Genomic DNA, 12,244 nt, shown 5'->3' with positions numbered 1-12,244 from the left:
TAGGAACTATTATAATTACATGGCGTATAATGACATATAGCTTGGGTCGACGGGGTCGGGATCGATAGCACCTCGAGCGACCGCTTCCGAGCTCGACTCACACCGCGATCGGACTCGACGGTTGACTACCGTGGAAAGAGTTAACACACTCTGCTGTGTATGGTTTCTCATGGCACTCGAGGAGCAACGCGAGTACGTCTGCGTCCGGTGTAACCGACGGGAGACGGTCGGGGACGCGCTCCTCAGCACCTGTCAGCAGTGTGGGGGCGAAATGCGAAACGTCGACCCGATCCGCGACTAGCTGCACCCGGCATCGGTCGGTGCGAGATAGTGTCCCCGCTCGAGCGGCCGCGCCGACCGCGTACGTCGCGTCGTTCCCGTCGATCGTCGCTCCCGGCTCTGGGAGTGTCGCGGCGTCGAACCCGTCGTCGACCGGGACCACGACCGGCGGAACCGACTCGACCGTCGGCCCGTCGCCCGCGTCGGTGACGGCTCGGATCGCCCCTGGTCCGATGTCGAGACCGTACGCCATAGGTTCGGTGACTCGAACGACCCTCTTGGCCGTTTGCCCCGCGGTACCAGATGTGAAAACCGGGTCAACGGCGGCATCGCCCGAGCATCGGTCCCCGGAAACCTCGAGCACGGAACCGCGGTTCGAGTCCGGCCGGTGCCGTCCCGTCTGCCCATCGCCGATTAGAATTATTTCTTACTCGAGTACCTATTGACACACCTCCAATTACGAACTATTTCGATGGAGTGGTAAAGCTCCCTCTCGAAGCTATCACAGTGCCACAAACCGGATTTTAATGCTCTTAGTGGGGTATGTCGTACCACACAGCGAATAGAATCCTCCATGCTTATGCATCAGGACAGTGGTGCATCACGTGTATGTCTGAAACCGGGATGGAGTCCCGTCCGCTGGTCCGACAGCTCCCGGACCCAGCCACAGCGCCGAACGTGCGGTACGATCCGTCGCTCGAGGAACTCCGCGAACTCGCCGCGCCCGACGAGACGACCACCGAGTTCGGGTCGCCGTCGTACGTTAGCGAGTTCCGTTCGCGGAGCGCCGATCGGACGAAAAACGCCGTCGACGACGAGTTCACCGACCGCGATCACGAACTGATCGACGAGGCCGTCGACAGCACCGACGACATCGAACTGCTCTGTGTCGACCGACTGATGGGCCGCCATCCGGAGGCGAGTTTCTGCTGTCGGCTCTTCGTTCCCGTCGAGCACGCCCGGATCGCCTACGCGTGGGCGAAACTCTTCGAGCCGTCGGACGGGCGAGACCCCGATCTCTACACCGTCCAACTTCCCGACCACGACGAGACCGCGATCCGTGTGCTTCCCGACACCGGATTCACTGCCGTCCTCGGCAGCGACTACACCGGTGAGGCCAAGAAGTCGTTCCTCCGGCTGTTCATGTACCGGATCAAACAACAGGGCGGTCTCGGGCTCCACGCGGGGAGCAAGCGCGTCCGCGTCCGCGACGCTGACGGCGACCTCCGGACCGTCGGTCAGGTCTTCATGGGACTGTCCGCGACCGGCAAATCCACGCTGACCTCCCACGGCTGCTGGCTCGAGGAGCCGGAGGGTGCCTCGATGCTCCAGGACGACGTCTGTGGCCTCCTCTCGGACGGCTCCGTCGCCGGCAGCGAGGGCGAGGGGCTGTTCATCAAGACGATCGGCCTCGACAAGGACGAACAGCCCGAACTCTACGCGGCCGCGACCGACGAGTCGGCGATCCTCGAGAACGTCGCCGTCGACGACGACGGGACCGTCCGCTTCGACGAGGAACGCTATACGTCGAACTCCCGGGCCATCATCCAGCGCGACGAACTCGAGAGCGCCGACGAGGAGATCGACCTCGGCAGCATGGATCAGGTCTTCTTCATCACCCGCAATCCCCTGATGCCCCCGGTCGCCAAACTCGACGAGGAGCAGGCCGCCGTCGCCTTCATGCTCGGCGAGTCGATCCAAACGAGTGCTGGCGATCCGTCCCGGGCGGGCGAATCGATCCGCGTCGTCGGGACCAACCCCTTCATTATCGGTCCCGAGGGAGAGGAGGGGAACATCTTCCACGAACTGATCGATATCCTCGACGTCGACTGTTACGTCATCAACACGGGCTATCTCGGCGATCGGTCGGCGGATATCGGCGTCACCGAGTCCGTGACGATCCTCACGGAGGCCGCCCGCGGCACCATCGAGTGGACCCACGACGAGCGGATGGGGCTGACGATCCCCGACTCCATCCCGGGACTCGATGTCGACGACTACTACGTCCCCGACCACGTCGATGACTACGACGCGGCCCTGGCGGACCTGCGAACCGACCGTCGCGAGTACTTGGCGCAGTTCGACGAACTCCGCGAGGAGATCACGGACGCCGTCTACTGATCGATCGCTCTCCTCCGTCTCGGAGCGTGAACGACACTCCCGGCTTTCAGACCGCGTTGCGATCCCGGTGGGTGGCAGTACTTGCCGCGCACGCACACCGTTATATGTGTCGAGTTCTCACGGTTCGGTAATGAGTACCCAAGTGCGGAAACCGACCGCGAGAATCTGTGAATCGTGTGGTCGAGGTGAACAGTGGGACGAACGCCTCGAGGCCTGGCAGATCGCCCGCGACGGCGGCGAGAAACAGGTCGGCAACCCACACTGCATCCACGAGTGGGACATCACCGGTACCTTCACGCCTGTCGACGCGACCGACAGCTAGCCGACGCGCCGCGAGCGACGATACGGACGTTTTTGCCCGACTGGGTCGTAGCGCGTTCCATGCCGACCGTCTACATCACGGCACCGCCCGAGGCGGCCGACGAACTCGCCGAAACGCTGGTCGAAGAGCGACTGGCGGCCTGTGTCAACCGGCTATCGACGACATCGACCTACCGTTGGGAGGGCGAACTCCACCGCGACGACGAAGTCGTGTTACTCGCGAAGACTACCGACGACGCCTACGACGACCTCGTCGACCGCGTTCGCGACAGTCACCCCTACGATGTCCCCTGTATCGAGCGCTTCGATGAGAGCGACGTTCTCGAGTCGTTTGCGGCGTGGCGAACGGAACGCGTCGACTGATGGGACGGCACACGTTCGGCCTGCGTACGACAGACGGTCACAGACGATGACTGCCCGAATTAGCAACCCTTAAAACTCGCGCACGGGATATCACGGATATGGCTGGAACCATCGAAGTGCTCGTTCCGGGTGGCCAGGCCAACCCTGGCCCACCACTCGGTCCCGAGCTCGGACCGACGCCCGTCGACGTGCAGGCCGTCGTACAGGAGATCAACGACCAGACCGAAGCGTTCGACGGGACCGAAGTCCCCGTCACCGTCGACTACGAGGAGGACGGCTCCTTCGAGATCGATGTCGGTGTCCCGCCGACGGCGGCACTGATCAAAGACGAAGCCGGTTTCGAGACCGGGAGCGGCGAGCCCCAGAAGGACTTCGTCGCGGACCTTTCCGTCGAGCAGGTCAAGACGATCGCCGAGCAGAAACACCCCGACCTGCTCGCGTACGACACGATCAACGCCGCGAAGGAAGTCGTCGGAACCTGTGCCTCGATGGGCGTCACCATCGAGGGCAACGATGCTCGAGAGTTCAAGCAGCGAGTCGACGACGGCGAGTACGACGACGTGCTCGCTAGCGAAGCGAGCGCCTGAAGACGGCGCAGCGAGTACTTCTCCGTTCTCGTAGAGGTGGGTAGCGTTGGCGATACCGTTTGGCACGCCGGGACGGCCGGTCAGTTTCCGTCTCCCGTCGAGCAGCCGTTGTCGCTAGTATCGGTCGAGATCGCCAACGCTCGCGTTCGATGGTCGGCGGATGGAGGAAAACGAAATCGCCCGTCGAGCCGAGGGTCCGGAGCGGGAACGCAGTTAGGGCGGCGACTTAGATCTTGTTCGCGGGCGGGACGGTCCGATCGTCGGGATGGGTCGCCCCGGACGCTCCGAATAGAACCCGGATGAACGCACCGGTTCCGAGCGTCCCGGCGAGCCCGACGAGAGCGACGGTGGCCGGAAGCGACAGTCCGGCGGCCCCGCTCGCAAGCGCCCCGACGAGCAGCCCGGTCGCGAGCCGGTCATCGCCGAGCCGTGCGGCGACGGTTCGGCCGATCGCGACGCAGCCGATCGCTATCGACGCCGGGAGAACGATCGCACCGAGGATCACCATCGGAATCCCGAAGAACGTTCCGATGTCCGTATCGACGATCAGGTATCCCGTACTTGCGAGCCCACCCACGACGAGGAACCCCGGAATCCCGATGCAAAGCGAGATAATGGGACTCTGGCGTGATTTCGACACGGCCAGCCTGCTGCTGTTCTGTGCCAATCCGAAGACGACCATCGCCACGAGGGCGGTCGCCGCGAACTGGACGCCCATCCGAACGAACGGCTCGAGCGATCGATACGCCTCGAGTTCACCGCCGGCCGGTGCCAACACGGCGACCGAACTGATCCCCGCTTGACCGATAATGATATATAAGTCTACTGGCCACATAGATACAGGATTCATCAGCATGCATAATAGAGTTTTCGGTTGTTGTGAGCGTGAATAATACGTTACTGTGATGAAAAGAGGGGAAGAAGGCGGCCGCGTGGCTGTCCGTCTCGCCGATCCAGTCCCCGCGGCGACGACGGGCCGACCCCACCGCGAGGCGAGCGTACTGGTAGTTCGACGGGTTTAAGTTCGGGTTGGCCCTCGGTTCAAGGGAGACAGGCATCGCCTGTTTCACTGACCCGTAGGAGCAGTCCTGCGTACTACGGAGGTGAACGATGGCAGATTCGGATATTGAAACAGCAGTAGCGCGCGCACTCGAGGATTCGCCCGATCGGAACTTTACCGAAACGGTAGACCTCGCGATCAATCTGCGCGACCTAGACCTGAACGAACCGTCGAACCGCGTTGACGAGTCGATCGTCCTGCCGGCCGGAACCGGCCAGGAGACTCGGATCGTCGTCATCGCCGAAGGAGAGACCGCAGTCCGTGCCGAGGAGGCCGCGGACGAGGTGCTTTCGGTGGACGACGTGGCCGATCTGGACGACGACGAGGCCAAAGACATGGCCAACGAGACGGACTTCTTCATCGCCGAAGAGGCGATGATGCAAGACATCGCCCGGCACCTGGGTACCATTCTCGGTCCCCGAGGGAAGATGCCGGACCCGCTCTCGCCCGACGACGACGTCGTCGAAACCGTCAACCGGCTCAAAAACACCGTGCAGCTTCGCTCCGGCGACCGACGAACGTTCCACACGCTCGTCGGTGCCGAAGATATGGACGCCGAGGACATCGGCGACAACATCGACGTCATCCTGCGTCGCCTGCACGCCGACCTCGAGAAGGGCCCCCAGAACATCGACGCCGTCTACGTGAAGACGACGATGGGGCCGTCCGTGGAGGTGGCCTAGAATGAGCGCACAGGCTGAACGCAAAACCGAGAACCTTCCCCAGTGGAAGAAAGAGGAAGTCGACGAGCTCGCACGAATCATCGACGAGTACGAGAGCGTCGGCGTCGTCGGTATCGCCGGCATTCCCTCGAAGCAGCTCCAGGACATGCGTCGCGACCTGCACGGTACCGCCGTGTTGCGCGTCAGCCGCAACACACTGCAGACGCGTGCCCTCGAGGACGCCGGATTCGGCGACCTCGTCGAGCACATCGGTGGTCAGGTCGGCATCATCGCGACGGACGAGAACCCCTTCTCGCTGTACAAGGAACTCGAGGCGTCGAAGACGCCCGCGCCGATCAACGAAGGCGAAGTCGCCCCGAACGACATCGTGATCCCCGAAGGGGACACCGGTGTCGACCCGGGACCGTTCGTCGGTGAACTCCAGGGTATCGGTGCGAACGCGCGCATCGAAGAGGGGTCGATCCAGGTCATGGAGGACTCGACGGTCCTCGAGGCCGGCGAGGAAGTCTCCGCCGATCTGGCGAACGTCCTCAACGAACTCGGAATCGAGCCCAAGGAGGTCGGACTCGACCTGCGCGCCGTCATCGCCGAGGGCGTGCTCTTCGACCCGGAGGATCTCGACATCGACATCGAGGCCTACCGGAGCGACGTGTCGACGGCCGCCGCCCGCGCTCGGAACCTCTCGATCAACGCGAGTTTCCCGACCGCGACGACGGCCCCGACGCTCATCGCCAAGGCCACGGGCGAGGCCAAGAGCCTCGGCCTGCAGGCCGCCATCGAGGACGAAGACCTGATGCCCGACCTCGTCAGCAAGGCCGACGCACAGCTGCGTGCGCTCGCCGGCCAGATCGACGACGAGGAGGCGCTTCCTGACGAACTTCAGGACGTCGCGGCTCCCGCCGAACCGGCGGCGGCCGACGACGAGGACGAATCGGCAGACGACCAGACTGACGACGAGGCCGAGACCGAAGACGCCGAAACCGACGATGACGATGACGACGGCGACGGCGCGGCCGGTCTCGGCGAGATGTTCGGTTAATCAACGGAGGATCCAACAATGGAATACGTATACGCTGCACTCATCCTGAACGAATCGGACGAAGAGATCAACGAAGACAACCTGACGAACGTGCTCGACGCTGCCGGCGTCGACGTCGAGGAGTCCCGAGTCAAGGCGCTCGTCGCCGCGCTCGAGGACGTCGACATCGACGAGGCAGTCTCCGAGGCCGCTGCCGTCCCCGCTGGCGGGGCCGCCGCAGGCGGTGCCGCGGGTGGCGAGGCCGCTGCCGATGACGGCGGCGAGGAAGAAGAGGCCGAAGAGACCAGCGACGTGCCGGACACAACGGACGACGACGACGATGACGACGAGGCCGACGGCGAAGGTCTCGGCGAACTCTTCGGATAACGTTCCCGTCGGTTCGGTTCCGACGAGTTGCAATCCCGAATTTTCTTTCGACTCGAAGTCGAGTGGCGACGCCGATCGAGGCCGAAACCGGAATCAGATTGTCTCCGAGAGTGGCGATGGTGAGTACAGTAGCGGTCAGGCTACTTACTGAGCGACGATTAATTACGGGGCCGAGACCAATACACCCGGCGACGTTGGTGGGACGATTGAGGGTTGAGTCGACGGTAAGAACGCGTTTGAGTGCGATGAAGGCCACATCTCTCTCTGTGACTACCACCTCGTATCCCTTCTTCAGATCTTGTATTTCTTGCTAAGATCAATCTCAGGACACGTACTGGTGCGTCCCCGAGGACATTAGCGGTCACCGTCTCTTGAAGACTCGTGATAGATATCTATAATCCCGAGTATAATTGTATATAGGAAATATTAATATAATTCGTTTTCGACTTAGTTTTGATGACACGAGAAGAAGACGATAATGGTAGTGACGGTACCCCATCATTCAATCGACGTAACGCATTACAAACAATCAGTGGAGGAATGTTCGCCCTAACTGGAATCTCAGGAACCGGGAGTGCTAGCCAATCAGATACAGATGATGTCCCCCTTCCAGATGTAGAAGAGCTATCCGGCGATGAAAAGAAAAAATACATTTTGAAGGCATTGGCCTCTCCTGAATACAAAACGTTACTGCGAGAGTCGTCGATAGTTTCTCGCCGGGCAGTCCAACTCGATGATTCCAGAGTAGTGCGTTCGGAGTGGAAAGAGTCCTCAAAAGAAAGCGGTCCACGGCACATCGTCGAATTCCCTGTGAAATCTTCTCCAGATCGCGGTCGAAAAGGAAGAACAACAGACGATGAAGACGGAGATACGGTTGTCAACGTAGTATTCGAATCGGATGGTTCGGTCTCAGCCAAGGCGACACGCTTCAAGGATGGTGAAAACGGAGATATCACAATACAACTTGATGTAACGACCAGCGAGGTTACTGTTCAGCAAGCGAGTAACCAAGGAGGCGTTAGATTAGAATCGACGACTGAAACAGTCAATCCCTCAAAGGGGGTATACCCAACCGACCCCTCGGAAGTGACGATACAGGGGCACGGTTGTGGATGCACATTGAAATGCAGTCTCTGTGTTCAGATATACAAACATGTCTGTAAGCATGGGTGTTGGGGGGGTGCTTCGACTATCTGCGCAGTACTTGATATTGGCGGTATCCCAGGAAGTCTCACGTGTGCGACTATCGCAAGAACCGTGTGCAGGAAAGAAACATCGAGTTGGGATTGCGGTAGTCTAGCAGCCCAGAAGTTCTGCAACAAGAACTTCGACCTCTGTGACGCAGTTCTATAAGTTCAACATCCCACAGACATTTATTTTATTAACTGTAGGTATAGTATTTATTTCTATAGAATTCTTCGACAGTAGTTGTAGGAAGCTATGAGTAGTATGAATCCAATACCTATAACGAAACTCTCGGCTGCCAACTCAAATATACTGCCCCGATCAAGCATAAAGTTCACCAAAAAGTAGATAACAATAAGAATTAATCCCTGTTCCACGATTACTCTCTTTTCATTCGACTCTATCATATTTTCGAATTGATATTAGGTATATTAAATGTCTTGCTTTTGTATAGCGTGCCAGAACCAAGTCACGGCACGAAGGTCGTCCAAAATTGAGGGTATAATGTGGTTCAGTCCGACCGGTACCACCATATCAGGTCGTGTGCATTAACAGCAGCGATGACCGACGAGCGAGCGGCCCGCCTTGAGACTCTGTCGATGCTCAGCGAGACTGCTTTGATCCCGTGGAAAGGTAATCTCGGCGAGCATTACGGGGGGATTCGAGGAAACCCACATCGACGGCTTCACGGTCCAACCGTGACGACTTGCTCGACGCGCTCGTACTCGCGGCTACGTCGCAAGCGAGCAATCTCCGGCGGCTCTCGTCGTTGCGGATAGCGCGATTCCAACCGACGACGAGACCGGCTTCCCCCAGGAAATCATCGATCACGATCCGGAACAGTGAGGCGATGCCCGAGATCATATAAACGAAGCCGCGGCCAAAGCCGGAGATGCCCGCGCCGATCGAAGTCGTGAGCGAGCCGGCAGTAACCCTCCAGTTGCTGGGCTGGGTACTTGCCGGCTCCCTACTGGGGTGTTGTAGCGGGCTCGTCCCCGGCGTGCACGCCAACAACTTCGCGTTCCTGCTGGCCGGGGCCGCGCCGTCGGTCCCCGCACCGCCGCTGTTCGTCGGCTGTGCGATGCTCGCGGCCGGCGTCGTCCACACCTTCTGTAACGCCGTCCCGGCGATGGCGCTCGGCGTTCCCGACGCGGAGATGGCCATGACCGCACTGCCGGGCCATCGGATGGTTCTCGAGGGGCGGGGGTACGAGGCCGTTCGGCTCTCCGCGCTCGGCAGCATCCTCGCCGTGATCGCGGCGGTTCCGCTGGCCGTTCCCGTCACCTGGGCCGTGACGGCCGTCTATCCGACGCTCCGGGCCCACCTGTCGCTCGTTCTCGCGACGGTCACAGTCGCGCTGATCGCCTCGGAGCCGACCTGGCGCAGCCGGTTCGGCGCGGTACTCTCGTTCGCGCTCGCGACCGGCCTCGGCGCGCTCACGCTAGATCTCGCCACCGACGCCCCGCTCGAGGCGGGCGGCACGCTCGCGCCCCTTTTCGCCGGCCTCTTCGGCGCGCCGGTGTTGATCGACGCGATCCGGGGTAGCGGGATTCCGCGACAGGAGGACGACGGCGTACGGGCCTCGCGACCGTTCATCGGCGTCACCGCCGCCGCCGGCGCGCTTGCGGGTGCCGTGGTCGGCTATCTGCCCGGAATCACGGCGGCGATCGCCGCCGTCGGGGTGTTGGCGCTCGTCCCGAACGGAGCCAGCGACCGCGGCTACATCGTCGCGACCAGCGGCGTCGACACGTCGAACACGATCTTCGCTCTCTTCGCGCTGGTCGCGATCGGTCAGCCCCGGACCGGCGTCGTCGTCGCGTTCGAGCGCACGGCCGCGCCGCTCGAGTTACCGCTCCTGCTCGTCGGCGTCGTCCTCGCGGGGCTGATCGGGTTCGCGGTCGTGATCGTCGTCGGCGACGTCTATCTCGAGGTGGTCGGCCGGCTGGCCTACTGGAAGGTGTCGGTTGCCGTCCTCGCCGTCCTGCTCGCCCTGTCGTACCTGTTTACCGGCCCGGTCGGCATCGCGATCTTCGCCGCTGCGACCGCGATCGGACTGGTGCCGGTTCGGGTGCGGTGTCGCCGCGTCCACCTGATGGGCGTACTGATCGGACCGTTGATGCTCGGCCTCTGATCCGGTCGCCGTCAGTCGTCGCTGGAGGTGGCATCGCGAGCGGCCGCGACGAGCGCTTCGACGCGCTCCCGGGAGACCGGGGCGGTCGTCTCACCTCCGCGTTTGAGTGTGGTGCCGACGATGACGCCGTCCGCGTCCGCGCCGAAGCACTCACTGACCGTCTCGCTCGTCACGCCGCTCCCGACGAACACCGGAACCCGATCGTGACCCTGCTCCGCGAGCGCGTCGGTGACGCGTTCGATGTCCGCGAGGGAGGCTTCGACGCCGGTTCCGGCTCCGGAAACGATGACGCCGTCGGCCGCGCCGCGCTCGACCGTCTCGAGGGCCGTTCGCTCGATATCCCGCCGTCCCATCGGCGTCGCGTGCTTGACGTGGACATCCGCGAGGATGTCCACATCGGCCCCGATCCGATCACGGAGTCGGAGCGTCTCGTGGGCCCGGCCCTCGACGAGACCCTGATCGGTCGCCGCGGTGCCCACGTGGACGTTGACCCGGACGAACGCGGCGTCGGCGGCCGCCGCGATCGACAGCGCGGCGCGGGCGTCGTTGCGGAGCACGTTGATTCCAACCGGCACGTCGACGGCGTCGGTCAGTGCCGTCGCGACGGCCGTCATCTCCGCGACGATGTGTTTCGGAACGTCATCGGGGTGGAACGGCGCGTCGCCGAAGTTCTCGAGGACGATGCCGTCGACGCCGCCCGCCTCGAGCCGGGTGGCATCCTCGAGTGCGCGGGTTCGGACGGTCCGGCGATCGCCGTCGAAGGCCGGTGCGCCGGGGAGCGGCGGGAGGTGAACCATGCCGATGACGGGGTGGTCGGCGTCGAATCGCTCCGGAAGTGCTGTGGCCGTGGCCATATCGGTGATGGGAGCGAGCCGGATAAATGAGTGCGGATCGCTCCACCGGCAGAGACACGTTGTACGGACGATCCGGCAAGCCCCGCTCCCTCCACGGCTGTTTTTTCCGCAGCGCGGTAACGTTCCGGCGATGGCAGACGTACTCTCTCCGTTATCGTTGCGCGACCGCGAGGCGGAAAACCGGATCGCCGTCTCGCCGATGTGTCAGTATTCGTGTGAGCGCGACGGGCTCGCGACCGAGTGGCACCGCGTCCACCTCGGGAGTCGGGCCGTCGGCGGTGCCGGCATCGTCATGACCGAGGCCACGGCCGTCGAGCCGGCCGGCCGCATCACGCCCTACGACCTGGGGATCTGGAGCGACGAACACGCGGCCGCGCTCGAGCCGATCACCGAGTTCATCCGCGAGCAGGGCGGGCTGCCCGGCATCCAACTCGCCCACGCGGGTCACAAGGCCAGCAAGGAACGGCCCTGGGAGGGCCACGTCCCGATCCAGCCCGACGGGACCGATCCCAACGGCGCGTCCGGTTGGGAAGTCCTCTCGCCGTCCCCCGACGCCTACCCGCCGTTCGACGGCGACCGGCCGGCGATGCGGAAGGCCGACCAGGACGATATCGAGGGCGTCATCGAGGCCTATCGCGCGGCGGCCGAACGGTCGCTCGAGGCCGGCTTCGAGATCGCGGAGATCCACGCGGCCCACGGCTACCTGCTCCACGAGTTCCTTTCGCCGGTCACGAACACCCGCGAGGACGACTACGGCGGCAGCTTCGAGAATCGAACGCGACTGGTCCGCGAGGTCGTCGCAGCCGTCCGCGAGGTCTGGCCGGACGATAAGCCGGTCTTCGTCCGCATCTCCGGCACGGACTGGCTCGACGACCGCGACTCGTGGGACATCGAGCAGTCGGTCCGACTGGCGAACGACTTCGCCGATCTCGGCGTCGATCTGGTTGACGTGAGTTCGGGCGCGCTCCACCCCGAACAGTCGATTTCGGGCGGCCCGAACTTCCAGGTGCCGCTGGCAGAGCGGGTCCGTGAGGAAGCAGATGTCGCCGTCGGTGCGGTCGGCGGTGTCACCGAACCGGAACAGGCAGACGCGCTGGTCCGCAACGGCCGCGCCGACCTCGTGCTCGTGGGCCGGGAGTTCCTGCGCGATCCGTACTTCGGCCTCCGCGCAGCCGACGACCTCGAGCGTGACCCGGACGCGGCCGCGAACGCGTGGCCGGCCCAGTACCGGCGCGCCGCGAAGCGGTAACGCGGT

At 62.9% G+C, this 12,244-nt stretch carries 13 protein-coding genes and 1 pseudogene; 11 read left to right on the top strand and 3 right to left on the bottom strand.

What is annotated here, in order from left to right; translation table 11 throughout:
- Window positions 1-169 precede the first annotated feature (169 nt).
- Window positions 170-301 (top strand): rubrerythrin-like domain-containing protein, encoded by a 132-nt coding sequence (locus FGF80_RS10760; protein ID WP_138653943.1) that lies wholly within the window; start codon window positions 170-172, stop codon window positions 299-301.
- A gap of 45 nt (window positions 302-346) precedes the next feature.
- On the opposite strand, the pseudogene FGF80_RS19995 reads toward FGF80_RS10760, so the two are convergent.
- Window positions 347-532 (bottom strand): annotated as a pseudogene (locus FGF80_RS19995) (disk-shape morphogenesis protein volactin); the annotation flags it as partial.
- A 356-nt stretch (window positions 533-888) separates the two neighbouring features.
- On the opposite strand from FGF80_RS19995, the gene FGF80_RS10755 reads away from it, so the two are divergent.
- The 4 genes from FGF80_RS10755 to FGF80_RS10740 all read left to right on the top strand — a co-directional run bounded on the left by FGF80_RS10755 (window position 889) and on the right by FGF80_RS10740 (window position 3,671).
- Entirely contained in the window at window positions 889-2,400 is a 1,512-nt protein-coding gene (locus FGF80_RS10755) for a phosphoenolpyruvate carboxykinase (ATP) (protein WP_138653941.1), read from the top strand.
- Between the two features lie 130 nt (window positions 2,401-2,530).
- Window positions 2,531-2,722: an HEWD family protein gene (locus FGF80_RS10750; RefSeq protein WP_006187267.1), complete on the top strand. Its 192-nt coding sequence runs from the start codon at window positions 2,531-2,533 to the stop codon at window positions 2,720-2,722.
- Between the two features lie 59 nt (window positions 2,723-2,781).
- On the top strand, window positions 2,782-3,084 hold the full coding sequence (cutA, locus tag FGF80_RS10745; RefSeq protein ID WP_138653939.1) for a divalent-cation tolerance protein CutA: 303 nt from the start codon (window positions 2,782-2,784) through the stop codon (window positions 3,082-3,084).
- A gap of 98 nt (window positions 3,085-3,182) precedes the next feature.
- Complete coding sequence (locus FGF80_RS10740; RefSeq protein ID WP_006187269.1) at window positions 3,183-3,671, top strand: 50S ribosomal protein L11; 489 nt, start codon at window positions 3,183-3,185, stop codon at window positions 3,669-3,671.
- A gap of 226 nt (window positions 3,672-3,897) precedes the next feature.
- Here FGF80_RS10740 and FGF80_RS10735 read toward each other — a convergent pair whose 3' ends face one another.
- The gene (locus tag FGF80_RS10735) at window positions 3,898-4,506 is read right to left on the bottom strand and encodes a hypothetical protein (RefSeq protein ID WP_175417023.1); all 609 of its coding nucleotides are present in this window, start codon (window positions 4,504-4,506) and stop codon (window positions 3,898-3,900) included.
- Window positions 4,507-4,781: 275 nt separating this feature from the next.
- On the opposite strand from FGF80_RS10735, the gene FGF80_RS10730 reads away from it, so the two are divergent.
- The 5 genes from FGF80_RS10730 (at window position 4,782) to FGF80_RS10705 (ending at window position 10,135) form a co-directional block, all read left to right on the top strand.
- Window positions 4,782-5,414 (top strand): 50S ribosomal protein L1, encoded by a 633-nt coding sequence (locus tag FGF80_RS10730; RefSeq protein ID WP_006187271.1) that lies wholly within the window; start codon window positions 4,782-4,784, stop codon window positions 5,412-5,414.
- Between the two features lies 1 nt (window position 5,415).
- Window positions 5,416-6,453 carry a 50S ribosomal protein L10 gene (locus tag FGF80_RS10725; protein ID WP_006187272.1) on the top strand — a complete coding sequence of 346 codons (1,038 nt, stop codon included), beginning with the start codon at window positions 5,416-5,418 and terminating at the stop codon, window positions 6,451-6,453.
- An 18-nt stretch (window positions 6,454-6,471) separates the two neighbouring features.
- The gene (rpl12p, locus tag FGF80_RS10720) at window positions 6,472-6,819 is read left to right on the top strand and encodes a 50S ribosomal protein P1 (protein ID WP_006187273.1); all 348 of its coding nucleotides are present in this window, start codon (window positions 6,472-6,474) and stop codon (window positions 6,817-6,819) included.
- A gap of 456 nt (window positions 6,820-7,275) precedes the next feature.
- Window positions 7,276-8,172 (top strand): halocin C8-like domain-containing protein, encoded by an 897-nt coding sequence (locus FGF80_RS10715; RefSeq protein WP_138653937.1) that lies wholly within the window; start codon window positions 7,276-7,278, stop codon window positions 8,170-8,172.
- Window positions 8,173-8,896: 724 nt separating this feature from the next.
- A complete protein-coding gene (locus FGF80_RS10705; RefSeq protein ID WP_138653933.1) occupies window positions 8,897-10,135 on the top strand; it encodes a tripartite tricarboxylate transporter permease in 1,239 nt (412 codons plus the stop codon).
- A gap of 11 nt (window positions 10,136-10,146) precedes the next feature.
- On the opposite strand, the gene FGF80_RS10700 is transcribed toward FGF80_RS10705, so the two are convergent.
- Entirely contained in the window at window positions 10,147-10,989 is an 843-nt protein-coding gene (locus tag FGF80_RS10700; protein WP_138653931.1) for a BtpA/SgcQ family protein, read from the bottom strand.
- 130 nt (window positions 10,990-11,119) lie between these two features.
- Between FGF80_RS10700 and FGF80_RS10695 the strand changes: the two genes are divergently transcribed.
- A complete protein-coding gene (locus FGF80_RS10695) occupies window positions 11,120-12,238 on the top strand; it encodes an NADH:flavin oxidoreductase/NADH oxidase (protein ID WP_138653929.1) in 1,119 nt (372 codons plus the stop codon).
- Window positions 12,239-12,244: the final 6 nt, after the last annotated feature.

This window comes from Natrinema pallidum, assembly GCF_005890195.1.
Classification (GTDB): domain Archaea; phylum Halobacteriota; class Halobacteria; order Halobacteriales; family Natrialbaceae; genus Natrinema; species Natrinema pallidum.
This window is presented reverse-complemented; position numbering and strand designations above follow the sequence as displayed.